The 16960-nt window shown below is 68.6% G+C and carries 17 protein-coding genes and 1 tRNA gene; 7 read left to right on the forward strand and 11 right to left on the reverse strand.

Annotation, left to right across the window (positions count from 1 at the left end):
• Both ACFJGU_RS18515 and ACFJGU_RS18520 read right to left on the reverse strand, forming a co-directional pair.
• Complete coding sequence (locus ACFJGU_RS18515) at positions 1-837, reverse strand: undecaprenyl-diphosphate phosphatase (RefSeq protein WP_382305488.1); 837 nt, start codon at positions 835-837, stop codon at positions 1-3.
• Between the two features lie 93 nt (positions 838-930).
• Entirely contained in the window at positions 931-2244 is a 1314-nt protein-coding gene (locus ACFJGU_RS18520) for a M20/M25/M40 family metallo-hydrolase (protein WP_382305491.1), read from the reverse strand.
• A 106-nt stretch (positions 2245-2350) separates the two neighbouring features.
• Here ACFJGU_RS18520 and ACFJGU_RS18525 point away from each other — a divergent pair.
• The 4 genes from ACFJGU_RS18525 (at position 2351) to ACFJGU_RS18540 (ending at position 4429) form a co-directional block, all read left to right on the forward strand.
• Positions 2351-2435: transfer RNA gene (locus ACFJGU_RS18525), tRNA-Leu, on the forward strand.
• A gap of 112 nt (positions 2436-2547) precedes the next feature.
• Complete coding sequence (locus tag ACFJGU_RS18530; RefSeq protein WP_382305494.1) at positions 2548-3048, forward strand: DUF1269 domain-containing protein; 501 nt, start codon at positions 2548-2550, stop codon at positions 3046-3048.
• A gap of 30 nt (positions 3049-3078) precedes the next feature.
• Positions 3079-3681 (forward strand): sulfite oxidase-like oxidoreductase, encoded by a 603-nt coding sequence (locus tag ACFJGU_RS18535; protein WP_382305497.1) that lies wholly within the window; start codon positions 3079-3081, stop codon positions 3679-3681.
• A gap of 19 nt (positions 3682-3700) precedes the next feature.
• Positions 3701-4429 carry an FAD-binding oxidoreductase gene (locus tag ACFJGU_RS18540; RefSeq protein ID WP_382305500.1) on the forward strand — a complete coding sequence of 243 codons (729 nt, stop codon included), beginning with the start codon at positions 3701-3703 and terminating at the stop codon, positions 4427-4429.
• Here ACFJGU_RS18540 and ACFJGU_RS18545 read toward each other — a convergent pair.
• From ACFJGU_RS18545 to ACFJGU_RS18560, 4 genes are read right to left on the reverse strand one after another with little or no spacing between them, the layout of a single operon-like run.
• Positions 4401-4790 (reverse strand): VOC family protein, encoded by a 390-nt coding sequence (locus ACFJGU_RS18545; RefSeq protein WP_382305503.1) that lies wholly within the window; start codon positions 4788-4790, stop codon positions 4401-4403. The genes ACFJGU_RS18540 and ACFJGU_RS18545 overlap by 29 nt on opposite strands.
• Positions 4791-4794: 4 nt before the next feature.
• Complete coding sequence (locus ACFJGU_RS18550) at positions 4795-6270, reverse strand: peptide MFS transporter (protein WP_382305504.1); 1476 nt, start codon at positions 6268-6270, stop codon at positions 4795-4797.
• Between the two features lie 26 nt (positions 6271-6296).
• Positions 6297-6878, reverse strand: a complete 582-nt coding sequence (locus ACFJGU_RS18555; RefSeq protein WP_382305507.1) for a GNAT family N-acetyltransferase — start codon at positions 6876-6878, stop codon at positions 6297-6299.
• Positions 6857-8746, reverse strand: a complete 1890-nt coding sequence (locus tag ACFJGU_RS18560; protein WP_382305510.1) for a DEAD/DEAH box helicase — start codon at positions 8744-8746, stop codon at positions 6857-6859. Before ACFJGU_RS18560 ends, ACFJGU_RS18555 begins: the two co-directional genes overlap by 22 nt.
• Before the next feature lie 56 nt (positions 8747-8802).
• Between ACFJGU_RS18560 and ACFJGU_RS18565 the strand changes: the two genes are divergently transcribed.
• Complete coding sequence (locus ACFJGU_RS18565) at positions 8803-9603, forward strand: SGNH/GDSL hydrolase family protein (RefSeq protein WP_382305512.1); 801 nt, start codon at positions 8803-8805, stop codon at positions 9601-9603.
• A gap of 17 nt (positions 9604-9620) precedes the next feature.
• Here ACFJGU_RS18565 and ACFJGU_RS18570 read toward each other — a convergent pair whose 3' ends face one another.
• The 3 genes from ACFJGU_RS18570 to ACFJGU_RS18580 are packed head-to-tail and all read right to left on the reverse strand — an operon-like array spanning position 9621 to position 13322.
• On the reverse strand, positions 9621-10868 hold the full coding sequence (locus ACFJGU_RS18570) for a D-alanyl-D-alanine carboxypeptidase family protein (protein ID WP_382305515.1): 1248 nt from the start codon (positions 10866-10868) through the stop codon (positions 9621-9623).
• A 35-nt stretch (positions 10869-10903) separates the two neighbouring features.
• A complete protein-coding gene (locus ACFJGU_RS18575; protein ID WP_382305518.1) occupies positions 10904-12463 on the reverse strand; it encodes an APC family permease in 1560 nt (519 codons plus the stop codon).
• A gap of 49 nt (positions 12464-12512) precedes the next feature.
• Positions 12513-13322 (reverse strand): TrmH family RNA methyltransferase, encoded by an 810-nt coding sequence (locus ACFJGU_RS18580; protein ID WP_382305521.1) that lies wholly within the window; start codon positions 13320-13322, stop codon positions 12513-12515.
• Between the two features lie 115 nt (positions 13323-13437).
• Between ACFJGU_RS18580 and ACFJGU_RS18585 the strand changes: the two genes are divergently transcribed.
• Together ACFJGU_RS18585 and ACFJGU_RS18590 are read left to right on the forward strand one after the other, a co-directional pair.
• Positions 13438-14289: a Sir2 family NAD-dependent protein deacetylase gene (locus tag ACFJGU_RS18585; RefSeq protein ID WP_382305524.1), complete on the forward strand. Its 852-nt coding sequence runs from the start codon at positions 13438-13440 to the stop codon at positions 14287-14289.
• A gap of 26 nt (positions 14290-14315) precedes the next feature.
• The gene (locus ACFJGU_RS18590; RefSeq protein ID WP_382305527.1) at positions 14316-14942 is read left to right on the forward strand and encodes a histidine phosphatase family protein; all 627 of its coding nucleotides are present in this window, start codon (positions 14316-14318) and stop codon (positions 14940-14942) included.
• Here ACFJGU_RS18590 and ACFJGU_RS18595 read toward each other — a convergent pair.
• Together ACFJGU_RS18595 and ACFJGU_RS18600 are read right to left on the reverse strand one after the other, a co-directional pair.
• On the reverse strand, positions 14869-15972 hold the full coding sequence (locus ACFJGU_RS18595) for a glycosyltransferase family 4 protein (protein WP_382305529.1): 1104 nt from the start codon (positions 15970-15972) through the stop codon (positions 14869-14871). The genes ACFJGU_RS18590 and ACFJGU_RS18595 overlap by 74 nt on opposite strands.
• Positions 15969-16922, reverse strand: a complete 954-nt coding sequence (locus ACFJGU_RS18600) for an alpha/beta fold hydrolase (RefSeq protein ID WP_382305531.1) — start codon at positions 16920-16922, stop codon at positions 15969-15971. Before ACFJGU_RS18600 ends, ACFJGU_RS18595 begins: the two co-directional genes overlap by 4 nt.
• Positions 16923-16960: the final 38 nt, after the last annotated feature.

The following is a 16960-nucleotide window of genomic DNA, read 5'->3' on the forward strand; positions in this document are numbered from 1 at the left end:
CTAGGCCGCGATGACGCCGGTCGACAGCAGCACGATCAGCACCACGCCGAGCGCGATCCGGTAGATCACGAACGGGAGGAAGCTGCGCTTGGAGATGTAGCTCATGAAGAACGCGATGACGATGAGCCCCACGATGAACGCGATGATGGTCGCTACGAGGGTCTCGAGCGGACCGAAGCCGCCGGCCGCGGTCTCGCTGCCGCCCAGGCTCTTGGCGACCTGGAACAGACCGCTCCCGAACACCGCCGGGATGGCGAGCAGGAAGGAGTACCGCGCCGCCGCGCGCCGCTCGTACCCCATGAAGAGCCCGGCCGTGATCGTGCCACCGGAACGCGAGACACCCGGGATGAGGGCGAGCGCCTGGGCGAAGCCGAAGATGATGCCGTGCGGGATGGTGAGGTCTTTCAGTCGTCGCCGCTTCGCCCCGACGTAGTCGGCGATGCCGAGCAGGATGCCGAACACGATCAGCGTCGTCGCCACGATCCACAGTGAGCGGAAGGTGGTCTCGATGTCGTCCTGGAAGAGCACGCCGAGGATGACGATCGGGATCGAGCCGATGATGATCAGCCAGCCCATGCGCGCATCCGGGTCGTTGCGAGGGACACGACCGGCCAGCGAGCGCGCCCATCGGCCGATGATCCGCACGATGTCGCGCCAGAAGAACACGACCACCGCGGTCTCGGTGCCCAGCTGGGTGATGGCGGTGAACGCCGCGCCCGGGTCTTTCGCCCCGGGGAGCAGTTCGCCCACGATGCGCAGGTGCGCGCTCGAGGAGATCGGCAGGAACTCGGTCAGTCCCTGAACGAAGCCGAGGATGACGGCGTTGAGAAAGTCCATGTCTCCCTTTGGAGTGATCGTGCGCCGATGCGGGGCATCGGTCGCGCCGGTCGCGGCCACGTGGTCGCAGTGGGGCCTTCCGGCGGCGCGGTGTCAGTACCGCAGCAGCAGGTCGGTCAGAACGTCTGAGCCAAACCCTAGCGCCTCGAGCGGCACGCGCTCGTCAACGCCATGGAACATCGCGGGAAAGTCGAGGGTGGGCGGCAGCTGGAGCGGTGCGAAACCGAATCCGCGGATGCCGAGCAGGCTCAGCGCCTTGTTGTCGGTGCCGCCGGAGAGCAGATACGGCAGCACCTCGGCGCCCGGATCGTGCCGCTGCAGGGACCCGACCATCGCGTCGACGAGCTCGCCGTCGAACGTGGTCTCGAGCCCGATGTCGCGGTGCGAGATCACGATCTCGATGTCCTCGCCCACGATCGCGCGGATCTCCTCGAGCACGGCGTCTTCTTCTCCCGGCAGAACGCGCACGTCGATCATCGCCTCGGCCCGGTCGGGGATGACGTTGTGCTTGTAGCCGGCGGTGAGGCCGGTCGGGTTCGTCGTGGTGCGCAGGGTCGCCGTGATGAACCGGGACGCGGTGCCGGTGGCCAGCGCGATCTCGTCGGGGCTGAGCACCTGCGCGTCCTTGCCGAGCAGGTCGGCGACGCGGTCGAGCAGCTGACGGGTGGTCGCCGTGAGGTGCATCGGCCACTCGCGGGCGCCGATCGCGGCCACCGCCTGCGCCAGTCGCGTGACGGCGTTGTCGCGGTTGATCTGGGAGCCGTGGCCCGCGGTTCCGCGTGCCACGAGCTTCAGCCAGATGAGGGCCTTCTCGCCGGTCTGCACCAGGTACGCACGCTTGCCTTCGAGGTCGATGGAGTAGCCGCCCACCTCGCTGATGGCCTCGGTGGCTCTGGCGAACAAATCGGGATGCTCCGTCACCAGATGGTGGGAGCCGAACACTCCCCCGTTCTCCTCGTCGGCGAAGAACGCCACCACGAGGTCGCGCTCGGGCTGCTGCCCGCTGGAGAGGATGCGGTCGAGTGCGGTGACGATCATCGCATCCATGTTCTTCATGTCCACCGCCCCGCGCCCCCAGAGCATGCCGTCGGCGACCACGCCGCCGAAGGGGTCGACCGACCAGTCCTCGGCGATGGCGGGCACGACATCCGTGTGGCCGTGAACGACGAGCGCGGGCTTGGAGCGGTCGCGGCCCTCCACCCGGGTCACGATGCTGGTGCGCCGAGGCGCCGCGTCGAACGAGTGCACCGTGAGGCCCAGCCGTTCCAGGTGGGCGGCGAGGTACTCGGCCGCCTCGGTCTCGCCGTTCGACCGGCCCTCCCCGAAGTTCGACGTGTCGAACCGGATGAGGTCTCGCGCGATGCGTGTCGTCAGGTCGGGTTCGGTGCCTCGAGGAGTGGACGTCATACCCCTCACGCTACCCGTCCGCGGCAGCCGAGCCGGTGGATTTGCCGGGTGCGCATCCGTGCTATTGTCTTTCCTTGGCTGGTTGAGCAATCAATCACCGGCACCTGTCCGGGTGGCGGAAATGGCAGACGCGCTAGCTTGAGGTGCTAGTGCCCGTATAGGGCGTGGGGGTTCAAGTCCCCCCTCGGACACACTGGTTGAGACAGTGAAAAGAAAAGAAGACCCGGCATGACGCCGGGTCTTCTTTTCGTTAACCCGCATCCTCTACGCTCGTAAAAAAGTAGAGAAAGGTTTCACACACTCATGGCCGATTTGATCGTCATCTCCTTCGACAACGAAAAGGACGCCGAGGGCGCCTATGAGAAGGTTCAGGAGCTCCAGGGCGATCTCATCGTCGAGCTCTCCGGACTCGCCCTCGTCAAGGTCGACGAGCAGGGCAAGACCCACGTGGAGCACCCCGGTGCGGCCGGCAACATCGGACTCGGAGCCGCCGGGGGCGCCCTCTTCGGCACGCTCATCGGCATCCTGTTCTTCGTGCCGTTCTTCGGCCTCGTGTTCGGCGGCCTGATCGGCGCGCTGTTCGCCGGCATCGACAAGACGGGCCTCAACAGCGAGTTCCGCTCCCAGGTGAAGGAGTCGGTCTCGGCCGGCAAGTCCGCCGTGGTCATCTACGCGGTGAAGCTCACCGAGGACAAGTTCGCCGCCGCGCTCGCGCCCTTCAACGGGAAGGTCATCAAGACCTCGCTGAGCGAAGAGGATGAGAAGGCCCTCATCCATGACCTCGCCGACCAGCCCCAGGCGTAGTCTTAGTCGCACCGACGGGAGGAGAGCACCATGGGAATCGTGACCCCAGGATTCTTCGGGAAGAGGCGTGAGGCCGACCCTCATCTGCCGCCCGGCCAGTACGAGACCAAGGATTTCCCGGTGCTCTCCGCCGGTCCGACCCCCAACATCCACGATGGTGAGTGGGAGTTCTCGATCACCAACGAGTCCGGCGACGTGAAGCGCTGGTCGTGGGACGAGTTCATGGACCTGCCCATCGAGAACATCGACACCGACATCCACTGCGTCACCCGGTGGTCGAAGTTCGACACGAAGTGGCGGGGCGTCTCGCTCGACACGCTCTTCGCCGACGTCGAGACGGATGCGCCGTTCACGATGGCGCACTCCTACGGTGGATACACCACCAACGTCCCGCTCGAAGACCTGCTCGAGGGCAAGGCCTGGGTGGCGTTCGAGTTCGACGGCGAACCCCTCGACCCGGAACACGGCGGACCGGCGCGACTGCTCGTGCCGCACCTCTACTTCTGGAAGAGCGCGAAGTGGGTCACCGGCCTCACGATGCACGAGACCGACGAGCTCGGTTTCTGGGAGGTCAACGGCTACCACGCCTACGGCGACCCGTGGAAGGAACAGCGCTATTACTACGACTCCTGATGCTCGATACTGAGGGCCGATGAAATGGGCTGTGGCCGACGTCGTCGGCGTGCATGAGGAGACTCCCACGGCGCGCACGCTCATGCTGCGTATTCCGGGGTGGACGGGTGCTCTCGCCGGCCAGCACATCGACATCCGGCTGACCGCGCCGGACGGGTACCAGGCCGCGAGGTCGTATTCGTTGTCGTCCGCCTGCGGCTCCGAGCTGGCGGCGGTGAGCGTCGAGCTGATGCCCGACGGTGAGGTCTCGCCGTATCTCGTGCGTGGGGTGAGCGTGGGAGATCAGCTCGAGGTGCTCGGACCGCTCGGTGGCTGGTTCGTGTGGCGGCCGACGCAACCGGAGCCCATCCGTCTCATCGGCGGCGGGTCGGGCATCGCGCCACTCGTGTCCATCCTGCGCACGCATGCCGAAGCCAAGAGCACCGCTCCGGCGCACCTGCTCTACTCGGTTCGCTCCCCCGATTACGTCTACTTCCACGACGAGCTCGACTCCCTGGCCGAAGCCGCCAACGCCGAGGTCACGATCCAATACACCCGCCATGCCCCTCAGGGCTGGACGGGCACCGTTGGCCGACTGGATGGCGCCCGCGTGGCCTCGTGGGCGGCGGACACGGCTCCGGCCGACGGTGGCGTGATCTCCACCTACATCTGCGGCCCCACCCGCTTCGTCGAGCTGGCCGCCGACACCCTCGTCGCCGGCGGCGCCGACCCCATGTCGGTCAAGACGGAGCGTTTCGGCGGAGCGTAGCGGTCGAGGGCTGGTTCGCCTTCACCACGCACCACTCGTTGCCCTCGGGGTCGAGGAGCACCTGGAACGTGCCGACCAAGTCGCTGTGCAGCGGACCCTGACGAACGGCGCCCAGCCGCTCGGCGTCGTCCGTCGCCGAGGGCACGTCGTCGACCGCGACGTCGAGGTGCACGCGGTTCTTCACGCTCTTGCCCTCCGGCACGCGCTGGAACGCGATCCGGAGTCCGGACGGCGCATCGAAGAACGACCAGTCGGCGCTCCGATCGGTGGGCGCCGTGCCCCCGAGCACCTGGTGCCAGAATCGCACCAGGGCCGCCGGTTCCGCGCAGTCGAACACGACCTCGTCGAGGGAGCCGAGCATCCTGTCACCTCACCCCGCTCATCATCTTCCTCACCCACGGCGTGACGGCCACGAGCGCGGCGCCCACACCGATCGCCACGAGGCCCGAGATGCCGAAGTAGGGCACCTCGTTGTTCTCGTTGTAGAAGCCCGCCAGGATGCCCGACAGGGCCGTCCCGAGCGCGATGGAGAGGAAGAACAGGGCCACCATCTGCGTCTTGAACATCGCCGGCGCCAGCTTCGTCGAGAGCGAGAGCCCGACCGGTGAGAGGAGGAGCTCGGCGATGGTGAAGACGAAGAGGATGCCCACGAGGCCGATCAGCGGGGTGCCGTGCGCGCCGGTGCCGGAGAACGGGATGAACAACAGGAACGCGATCCCCATGACGACCGCGGCGGCGGCGAACTTGTAGGGCGTGGCGGGCTGCTTGGCGCCCCACTTGGTCCAGATGGCGGCGAAGACGCCCGACAGGATGATGATGAAGATCGGGTTGATCGACTGCACCCACGCCACCGGCATCTCCCAGCCGAAGAGGTTGAGGTTCAGCCGATCGTTGGCGTAGATCGTGACCACGGTGAACTGCTGCTGGTAGAGCGACCAGAACGCCACACTCGTGATGAACATCGGGATGAACGAGAACACCCGTTTGCGTTCGACCCCGGTGATGCGCTTGGACGACAGGATGATCACGAAGTAGGCGATCGAAGCGGCGAGCGTGATGATGGCCACGGCATCCGCCAGGTTGCCGGCGTTGAGCACACCGATCAGCACGGCGACCACGATCAGCACCACGGCTCCCACGGCGACGCCCACCATGATCAGGCGGTGCTTGCGCGGCAACGGGTTGGGCACCTCCTTCGACTCGGGCGGCAGCGAACGACGGCCGAACGAGTACTGGATGAGCCCGATCGCCATGCCCACCGCGGCGACTCCGAAGCCGACGTGGAACCCGAAGGAGGTCTGCAGGAGGCCCGTGAGCAGCGGGCCGAGGAACGCCCCGAGGTTGATGCCCAGGTAGAAGATCGAGAACCCGGCGTCGCGCCGGATGTCCTTCTCGCCGTAGAGGGTGCCGACCACCGAGGTGGCGTTGGCCTTCACCCCGCCGGAGCCGAGCGCGATGAGGATGAGCCCCGCCGCGAGGCCGGGGATGCCGGGGACGAGCGAGAGGGCGATGTGCCCCGCCATCACGACGATGGCGGCGTAGAACAGGGTGCGCTCGGAGCCCAGCAGCCGGTCGGCGAGCCACGCCCCGAGGATGGTGGCGAGGTACACCGATCCGCCGTACGCCCCCACGATCCCCACCGCGACGGGCTTCGGGATGCCGAGACCGCCTTCGGCCACCGTGTAGAACATGTACAGCAGCAGGATGCCCTGCATGCCGTAGAACGAGAAGCGCTCCCACATCTCCACCCCGAAGATGTGTACGAGGGCGAAGGGCTGCCCGAAGAAGGTGCGCTCCTTCTTCGTCGGAGCTCCGGGAGGCAGCGCTGTCTCAGTCGTCATGCAGCCATAGTGGCACGGCGCCGTTGTCACGGCTGCGAACGCCCCACCCCGCTTTCACGGGTCAGGACGGCCGATCCGATGCCCGTCGAACCGTCTACGCCGAGCGCTGGAAACAGAGCAATCGGTCGCGCCCGTCCCACGACTGCACCCGCTCGAACCCCCCGCGATTCGTAGAGGCGGATCGCGCCGGTGCGCCAGTCCCACACCGAGAGCCGGAGCACGTCGGTGCCGGAATGCTCGGCGATCGCCGCGTCGAGCAACGCCGAGCTGATGCCGCGACCACGCAGGTGCGGCGCGGCCCAGAGCCGTTTGATCTCGGCTCCCTCGCCGTGCGGCTTCACGACCACCACGCCGACGACCTCGTGGTCGACCTCGGCCACCAGCACCCGACAGCCCTCGTAGGCCTTCCGCGGATCATCCACCTCGTCCTGATACGACCGCGGAAGGAGCGCGTCGCCCGCGAGTGACGGAGAAAGGCCTCGCTCGGCCTTCTCCTGTTCGGTCTGGCGGAGGTATTCTCGCGCGGCCGCGCCGACGGCGGAGGCATCGGCGCCCGCGAGATCCGCTTGCCTGATCACCACCATGGTCAGTGACCGGCCGACATCCACTTGCGCACGGTGACGATGCGCGCCTGGAGCTGGGTGACGCTCGCCTGAGCGACCGCGGGGCCGCCGCAGATCCGGCGGAGTTCGGCGTGGATGAGGCCGTGCGGCTCGTTCGAGGTCTTCGACCACAGGCCCACCAGGCTGTTCAGGAGCGATCGCTGCTCCTTGAGGGTGCGGTAGAGGGGCGCCGGCACTCCCCCGTCGTCGTTGGCAGGCGTCGCCGCCTTGTTCGTCTTGGCGTGCTTCTGCTGACGCGCCTGACGGTGCTGCAGGAGGTCCTTCACCTGTTCGGGCTCCAGGATGCCGGGCAGCCCCAGGAAGTCGAGCTCCTCTTCCGAGCCCACCACGGCTTCGAAACCGAACTCGCCGCCGTCGTACACGACGCGGTCGAAGGTGGCGCCCGAGCTGATGGCCTGGAACGCGAACTCGTCCATGAGCCGCTCCGACGCCTTCTCGTCGCGGTTGGCCTCGGCCATCATGGCGTCTTCGGGGTTGTAGAAGTCGCCCTCGGGGTTCGATCCGTCGTCGCGTTTGTCGAGGGCGTGGTCACGCTCGAGCTCGAGCTGAGCGGCCAGCGCCATCAGCGACGGCACGTTGGGAAGGAAGATCGAGGCCGTCTCGCCGCGACGCCGGGCCCGCACGAAGCGGCCCACCGCCTGTGCGAAGAAGAGTGGGGTCGAGGCACTCGTGGCGTAGACGCCCACCGCGAGCCGGGGCACGTCGACGCCTTCCGACACCATCCGCACCGCCACCATCCAGCGTTTCGACGACTCCGAGAACTGCTGGATGCGGTCGGACGCCTCCTTCTCGTCGGAGAGCACCACGGTGACGGATTCGCCGGAGATCCCCTCGAGGATGGCGGCGTAGGCGCGTGCCACGGTCTGGTCGGTGGCGATCACGAGCCCACCGGCATCCGGGATCGCCTGGCGCACCTCGGAGAGCCGCTTGTCGGCCGCTCCGAGCACCTGCGGGATCCACTCGCCGTTCGGGTCGAGCGCCGTGCGCCAGGCCTGCGAGGTGATGTCCTTGGTGTTGCCCTCGCCGAGCCGCGCCTCCATCTCGTCGCCGGCCTTGGTGCGCCAGCGCATGTGCCCGGCGTAGACCATGAAGAGCACGGGCCGCACGACACCGTCTTTGAGGGCACGCCCGTAGCCGTAGCTGTAGTCGCTGCGGGAGACGCGGATGCCGTGCTCGTCGGCCAGGTATTCCACGAACGGGATGGGTGACGTGTCGGAGCGGAACGGCGTCCCGGTGAGCGCGAGGCGCCGGGTGGCGGGCTCGAAGGCCTCGCGCACCGCCTCGCCCCAGCTGAGGGCGTCGCCGCCGTGGTGCACCTCGTCGAGGATGACGAGCGTGTTCGCGCCCTGGGTGAGCTCTCGGTGCAGCACCGGGCGCGCCGCCACCTGCGCGTAGGTGAGCGCCACCCCGTGGAAGTGCCGCCCGAAGCGCGACTCGCTGTTCTTGAACCCCGGGTTCAGGCGCACGCCGGCCCGATCGGCGGCATCCGCCCACTGGCGCTTGAGGTGTTCGGTGGGCGCGACGACGATCACGCGGTCGACGGTGCGACGGTGCAGCAGCTCGGAGGCGAGCCGGAGCGCGAAGGTCGTCTTGCCGGCGCCGGGTGTCGCGGCGGCGAGGAAGTCACGGGGCTCGTGCTCGAAGTAGGCGGTCAACGCCTCCTCCTGCCAGGCCCGCAGGCGGCCCGCGGTGCCCCACGGCGCGCGGCCCGGGAAGGAGGGTGGGAGGTGCCCTGCTGCGCTCGTGCCCGGTGCGGGTTCGAACAGCGGCAGGTTGGTCACGATGTTCGAGGATACCCCGTGCCGCTGACACCGTCGGCGAGTCGCCGGAGAACGATCGGAGGTGCGCTCCATGACACCGTCGGTCGTGAGGCTTACGCTGGAAGGCGGTTCGAAAGGAGCATCCGCTGATGACCCAGCCCCACCCCTGGCGGCGTTACGTCGCGCTCGGTGATTCGTTCACGGAAGGCATCGGAGATCCGGAGCCGGGCAGCCCGGGCGGCTACCGCGGCTGGGCCGATCGCGTGGCGGAGACGCTCGCCGCGACGGCCGACGGGGAGTTCTCCTACGCGAACCTCGCCATCCGGGGCCGCCTGCTGCAGCAGATCGTCGACGAGCAGATCGAGCCCGCCCTCGCCCTGCAGCCCGATCTCATCACCATCTCCGCGGGCGGCAACGACGTCATCCGTCCCGGCACCGATCCCGACGACATCGCGGCCCGCTTCGAGGTGGGCATCCGGAGGCTGCGGCAGGACGACGCGACCGTGGCCATCTTCACCGGAGTCGACACCAGTTTCACGCCGGTGTTCCGCGGCATCCGGGGCAAGGTGGCGATCTACAACGAGAACCTCCGGGTGATCGCCGATCGCTACGACTGCATCGTGGTCGACCAGTGGGGACTCAAGGCCATCCAGAATTCCCGCATGTGGGCCGACGACCGCCTGCACCTCAACGCGCTCGGCCACCACGAGGTGGCCCGGCGGGTGCTCGAGGCGCTCAACGTCGACAACGACCTGCAACCGGGCGAACCCGAACCGCTCCCCCGCACGAGCTGGCGGCAGGCCCGAGCCGAGGATCTGGTGTGGGCACGGGTGCACCTGGTGCCCTGGGTCATCCGCCGCATCACGCACCGCTCGTCGGGCGACGGTGTCGCTCCGAAGCGCCCCACTCCCGAGCCCGTGTACGTGTCGAAGGATGCCCCGGAGCGGTGAAGAAGCCGAGGTGGTAGTCAGCGGAACGGGTGCGTGAGCTTCCACCAGGCGTCGGGGCCGTCGAGCTCCTCCGAGAGCGTGAGCGGCACCGTGAGCTCGCCGCCGCCGAGGGTCGTCCCCGTCACGGTGTAGCGCGCGGTGCCGACCTCGGTTCCGGAGGCGCCGCTCGAGACCTGCCGCGCCTCCGCCTCCCGTGCGACCTCCGCCTGCGACCACACGGTCTCGCTCAACGAGCCGCCCGCCACGATGTCGGCCTCGGCGCCCCAGGGTGTCGTGTAGCTGCCGATCACATCTCCCGCGTTCACGAGCGGGAGCGTCTGGAATCCGCTCTGAGCACTCTGGAGCAGCGCGAGCACGGCAGCGTGCAACTCGTCCTCCCCGGCGGCGCCGAGCACCACACCGACGAGCTGCACCGTCTGCCCCGAAGCCCCGGCAGAGACGTCGGCCGAGAAGAGCAGGCAGAATCCCGCCTCGTCGGTCGTCCCCGTCTTCACCCCGTCGATGCCGGCGGTGCCGATCAAGGTGTTCGTGTTCTCGATCTCGCCCAGCTGCGGCACCTGGTCGGTCGCGGTCCCAACGATGGTGCCGAGCACCGGATCGGCGAGCACCATCGACGCGATCGTCAGCAGGTCGGCCGTGGCACTGCGGCTGCCGGGGTCCAGGCCCGAGGTGTCCACCACAGTCGTGCCGGTCAGGCCGTGGTCGGCCAGCCAGGTGGTGGCGGCCGCCAGGTAGGCCGCGGTCGAACCGAAGGCCCAGTTCGTCAGGGTCACGCTGTAGTTGTTGGCGGACTCGAGCATCATGATCTCGATCACCTGGCGCTCCGAGAGCACCTGTCCGGGATAGACGGATGCCCACGAACCGCCGGCCGCGATCGTCGCCTGAAGGATGGCCGTGTCGGCCTCCGTCATCGTCAGCTCGGGCCCGTCGCCGCCCTCGGGGATGGGCTTGGCGTCGAGCACCACCAGGGCGGTGATCGACTTCGTGATGCTCGCGATGGGCAAGGGATCGGCCGATCCGCTCGTGCCGAGCGCCGTGACGTCGGCGCCCCCCGCCGCGATCCCGATCGCACTCGCTCCGGTTCCGGGTGTGGCGAGGGTGACGGGCGTCGACGCCAGAGGGGCGGCTTCCGGGATGACAGCGGTCGCGGCCGGGACGGGCGACAACAGCGCGACGGGAACGTAGGTGCCCAGCAGGGCGACGATCACCAGCAGCGAGCCCACCACGATCCGCCGCCGCCGGTAGTGCGCACGGCTAGGACTCACCCGGCCATCCTAATTCGTCGAGGTGCGACGACGGGTCACATGAGCCCGCCGTCGACGGACCGCAGCACGACCGGCTCCTCCTCCGGAACGAGCACCGCCGTGTCGCGGTTGAGGCTCTCGCCGCGGTAGTACGCCTTCGATTGGGGGAAGAAGAACCACACCACCATGAGCACCGCCCCCACCGCGAGGGCGCCGATTCCGATGACGAACACGCCGCCGATGCCGAAGATGACCGTGTAGCCGTAGTCGGGGTCGTACATGTCGATGGCCGACTGCACGAACGCCGCCGTGAGCATCAGGCCGCCGAGGAGCGGGAACAGGCCCTTGAACAGGAAGTTGCGCATCCCGGTGAAGATCTCGCGGCGGAAGTACCAGACGCAGGAGTAGGCCGTGATGGCGTAGTAGAAGGCGATGGCGAGGCCCAGCGACAGGATGGTGTCGGAGAGGATGTTCTCGCTCACCAGGGTCATGCCGATGTAGAAGGCCACCGCCACCACGCTCATGAAGATCGTGGCGAAACGCGGAGTGCGGAACTTCGGGTGGATGCGCCCGAAGGCGGCGGGCAGCGCCTTGTAGGTGGCCATCGCGAGGGTGCCGCGGGCGGTGGGCAGGATCGTCGTCTGCGTCGAGGAGATGGCCGACACGCACACGGCGATCACGAGCAGCCAGGCGAACGGCCCGAACAGCGCGTCCTTCAGGGCGAAGAACACGTCCTCCGCGTTGCTCTCGTTGCCGAGCCCCATCCCCGACGTCCCGAGACCCGCGTAGGCCATGGCCGCCACGGTCACCGACACGTAGGTGACGAGCAGGATGACGGTGGACAGCACGGCCGCCCGCCCCGGCGTGCGCTCGGGATCCTTCGTCTCCTCGTTGAGAGCCAGGCAGGTGTCCCAGCCCCAGTAGATGAAGAGGCAGAGCAGGATCGCCTCCGTGAAGCCCGAGAGCGAGGTGAAGGCGAAGGGGTTGAACCAGTCGGCCTGGGGCACCGTCGACCCCTCGGGCGCGGTGCCGGCGAAGACATTCCAGAGCGCGATGCCGACGAAGAGCACGAGCGCGAGGTACTGGATGCCGAGGAGCACGTTCTGCAGCTTCTCGCCGATCTCGAGGCCGCGTACGCTCACGAAAGTCATCACGGCGATGAACACGACGCCGGTCGCGGTCACGAGGGGCACGTTGTCGTAGAGATCGGGGTTGTTCGTCAGCAACCACAGGTACTTCGCGCCGATCTGCGCGAGGTTCGCCAGCACGATGATGCCGGCCACCGCCACGCCCCAGCCGCCCATCCAGCCCACCCAGGGGCCGAAGGCCTTCGTGGCCCAGGTGAACGTGGTGCCGCAGTCGGGCACGGCGCGGTTCAACTCCCGGTAGGCATACGCGGTGAGGAACATCGGGATGAAGGCGAGGATCATCGCGATCGGCGCCTGAGCGCCCACGGCCAGCACCACGAAACCGATCGTCGCCGCCAACGAGTAGACCGGCGCGGTGGAGGCGAGCCCGATGACCGTCGACCCGAACAGACCGAGGGTTCCGGCGGCCAATCCCTTGCCCGAGGAGGAGCCCGGCGCGGCCGCCGGAACGGTCGTCTTCTCACTCATCGCGGACCTCCCTTGGTTTCGGTAGGGAGAGCATAGCGCTGAGGGGCGCTCAGGTCATGAACCTCAGCGCGTACAGCGCGACGGCGCTCGCCGAGGCCACGTTCAGCGAGTCGACCCCGTGCAGCATGGGGATCTCGACGCGGACGTCGGCCGCCGCCAGGGCGCGCCGGCTCAGTCCGTCACCCTCGGTCCCGAGCACGATCGCGACCCGCTCGGGCCGCGTGGCGGTGAACTCCGGCAGCGACACCGAGTCGTCGCCGAGGGCGAGCGCCGCGATGGTGAACCCCGCCTCGTGCAGCATCGGCGCGGCATCCTTCCACTCGCCGATGCGGGTCCAGGGCACCTGCAGCACCGTTCCCATGCTCACCCGAACGCTCCGCCGGTAGAGCGGATCGGCGCAGCGCGGGCTGATGAGCACCGCGTCGGCCCCGAGACCGGCGGCCGAGCGGAAGGCGGCTCCGACATTGGTGTGGTCGACGATGTCTTCGAGCACGACGACCGTGCGCGCCCCGGCCAGCAGCTCCCGCGGGTCGGGGAGCACCGGCCGGTGCATCGAGGCGAGGGCCCCGCGGTGCATCTGGAACCCCGTCAACCGCTCGAGCAGCTCGTCGCTCGCCACGAACACCGGCACCTCGGGGAAGCGTTCCGCGACCCATTCGAGGTCGGGCAGCCACTTCTCCTGCAGCAGCACCGACCGGGGGCGGTGCCCCGCCGCCACCGCGCGCTCGATCACTTTGCTCGACTCGGCGAGGTAGAGGCCGCCTGCCGGTTCGAGGATGCGGCGCAGCGCCACGTCGGTGAGGGCGGCGTAGTCGGAGAGCCCGGGATGGTCGAGCGAGGCGATGCGGATGACGGGCACGAGACCCTTTCTGAGCGGGGGTTCACGGTCAACTCTGCCAGGCTGGAAACATTCCGGAAAACTTCGCTGTTTAGACTCTCAAGTGGCCGGTGCGTTGTACCGGCGAGGAGGTGTCATGGTTTCGCTCGTGTCGTCGGCATCCCACGCGTCGACGGGGATCGCCGTCGACGAGGCGGTCGAGGTGCTCAGCGGCAAGCGGATCGTCGTGCTCACGGGCGCGGGAATCAGCACCGACTCGGGCATCCCCGACTACCGCGGCGAGGGTGCGCCGCCGCGCAATCCGATGACCTTCGACCAGTTCCTCGGCAGCGAGTCGTACCGCAAGCGCTACTGGGCGGGCAGCCACCTGGGCTGGACAATGTTCGACGCGGCGCAGCCGAACGACGGCCACCGCATCCTCGCCGACCTGGAGGACGGCGGGCTGGTCACCGGCGTCGTGACCCAGAACGTCGACGGCCTGCACGCCCGGGCCGGCACGAAGCACCTGGTCGACCTGCACGGGTCGATGGACCGGGTCTCCTGCCTCCGTTGCGGCCAGAGCTACGCCCGCGCGGGCATCGCCCAGCGCATCAGCGAGGCGAACCCCTGGCTCACCGAACCCGAACTCGTGCGGATGGCCCCCGACGGCGACGCCGAGGTGGCCGAGTACGAGGCCTTCGTGGTTCCGGCCTGCACCGTGTGCGGCGGCACGCTCAAGCCCGACGTGGTGTTCTTCGGGGAGTTCATCCCCACCGAGAAGTTCGCCGAGGCCTCCTCGATGGTGGCGTCGTCGGACGCGATGATCATCGCGGGCTCCTCGCTCGTGGTGAACTCGGGCATCCGTCTGCTGGAGCAGGCCCGCCGTCGCAAGCTGCCCGTCGTCATCGTGAACCGGGGCGTCACGAAGGGCGACGGCCGCGCGACCGTGAAGATCGACGCCGGCACCACCGAGACCCTCCGCGCCATCGCCGCCCGCCTCCTTCCCTGACCGGGCCGCCCTCTAGGATGGGGGCGATGACTACCTTCACCTTCGTGCGGCACGGCCAGACCGACTGGAACTTCGAGAAGCGCATCCAGGGCTCGACCGACATCCCGCTCAACGAGACCGGGAGGCAGCAGGCGCGCGAGACCGGCGCGGCCCTGGCCGAGCGCTCCTGGGACGGCATCGTCGCGAGCCCTCTCAGCCGCGCGCGGGAGACCGCGGAGATCATCGCCGGCATCGTCGGTCTGCCCGAACCCGAGTTGGTCGACGCCCTGGTCGAGCGCAGCTACGGCGAGGTCGAGGGGCTCAACGCCGCCGAACTCGCGGTGCGTTTCCCGGATCCGATGGCCGAGGTGCCGGGTCGCGAGAAGCGCTCGCACGTCGTGCGCCGCGTCCTCCCCGCGCTCCAGAAGCTGGCGGAGGAGCATCCGGGCGAGTCGCTCATCGTGGTGTCGCACGGCGGGGTGATCGGATCCCTCATCCGGTACGTCACCGAGAAGATGCTCCCGAAGCAGGGTCACGCCATCCCGAACGGCTCGGCGCACGACTTCGTGGTCGACGGTGGCGAGCTGTCGATCAGCGAGTTCAACGGGGTGCCGATCGACCCGTCAATCCGGTCGCGAGCTCCGCTATCGCTCGAGCTGACGCTGCCCAACTGAACGTCTCGGCCTGCGCGCGCGACGCGAGTGAGCGCCGCCGCCATTCGGCCGGCTGTTCCAACCGGGCCACGGTCGCCGCGAAGCGCGCCGCGTCGCGGGCGGGCGCGTAGAGCGCCGCCTCTCCCCCGATCTCCCGGAAGACGGGGATGTCGCTCACCACGACGGGCGTCCCGTACCCCATCGCCTCCACCAGCGGGATGCCGAAACCCTCGTCGAGCGAAGCCGTCACCAACGCCGTCGCCTGCTGCAGCAGGGCGTGGTACTCGTCGTCGCTGACCCCGTCGTGGAAGACGAGCTGCGCCTCGGGGTCGACGGCCTGCAGGCGCTCCTTGTCGGCATCCGTCGCCCGGCTGAGCAGGTGCAAGGTGTAGCCGGGCAGTTCACCGACGGCGCGCACCAGGGTCTCGACGTTCTTGTAGGGCATGAACGAGCCCATGTAGAGCAACGACTTCGCGCCGGCACGGCTCTCGGCGTCGTCGGCCGCGGCGGAGGCCTCGCCCGGCCCGGGCAGATCGGCGGCGTTCCGCGCCACCACCACGGGCCGCTTGGTGAGATGGTGTTCGGCGATCAGGCCGCGGGTGGTCTCGGAGACCGTGACGACCGCGTCGGCGCGGTTGAGGAGCATCCGTTGCGGCCACCAGGCCTTGTGATAGAGCCGCCAGAGCACGCGCACGAAGGCGGGGAGGTCGTGGGGCGGTTCGGGGTTCGAATAGTAGATCAGGTCGTGCACGGTGAGCGCGAGGCGGTATCGGCGGCCCGCGGTGCCCATGGTCTGCATGGGGCTGATGACGACATCCGGATGCGCGCGGTTGACCTGGCGGGCCAACAGCGGCTCCCGCACGCTGGTGGGGCCCGAGACCATGATCCACGGCAGATCGGGCAGCATCGCGAGCTGGCGCTCGTCGCTGATGATCATGGTGAGGTCGAGCCCGTCGATCTTGGCCAGCTCGCCCACCACACCCGCGGTATAGCGGCTGATGCCGTCGTGCCGGCCGATGCGGGTGTACCGGCAGTCGAAGGCGAGCTTCACGACGACGTGGCCGCCGGCTCGAGGAAGGCGTCGATCGCCCGCGCGGCCTCGATCGGGCGTTCGTAGTGGATGAGGTGCCCGACGTCGTCGAGCACCACCAGGTGCGCGTCGGGCATCGCGTCCCGCAGCCGGTGCTGGGCGGCGAGCGGGGTGATGTCGTCCTTGTCGGCGGCGATCAGCAGGGTGCGTGCGGTGATGCGGCTCGCGTACTCGCTCACGTCGTTGCTGACCGAGGCGCGGAACGCGTCGAGCACCACGGTACGGTTCGCGAAGGCGCTGAAGTAGCGGTGGTGCTGGTCGTGGATCCAGCGACGTAGCGCCTTGTTCTTCGTCTTGGCCATGGTGACGCTGATCACGCGCACCATCACGGGGCTCGACAGGATGACGTGGCCGAGCTTCTCGGGAGCGGCCGCGCCGAGCCGGTAGTAGCCGATGGCGACCCGCGTCATGACGCCGCGCGGTCCCTTCAGGGCGGGGGCTGCGATGGGGTTGATGAGCACCGCGTCGTCGACCTCGATTCCCGGGTGCCCGGGAGTGCCCGCCAGCGCTGCCGCCACCACGATCGACCCGAAGGAGTGGCCCACGATGACCAGCCGCGCCGACGGCGACTCCGCCCGCACCGTCTCCGCGAAGGCGTGGAGCCAGTCGACGTAACCGGACAGATCGTGCACGGCCCGCATCGGGGTCGACACGCCGAAGCCCGGTAGATCGGGCGCGACGATCCGGTAACCGGGATGATTCAGCTGCGCGATCACCGGCTCGAGCCCGTGGTGGTCCCCGCGGTAGCCGTGCACCACGATCATCAGCGTGTCGGCGCGCGCCCGCTCGTCGGCATCCGACCCTGCCGTGCCGTATTCCCACACGTGGGTCTCGCTGCCGGCGACGGGCAGCACCCGGGTGGTGACGGGCATCCGGGAGAGTTCCACGGCGTAGGGCGAGGCGACGGTCATCCGGTCCAGCATAGACGGAGGCCCGTTCTCGTTCCTGT

Origin of the sequence: Herbiconiux sp. UC225_62 (assembly GCF_042694625.1) — a bacterium.
In the GTDB taxonomy this organism is placed as follows: Bacteria; Actinomycetota; Actinomycetes; order Actinomycetales; family Microbacteriaceae; genus Herbiconiux.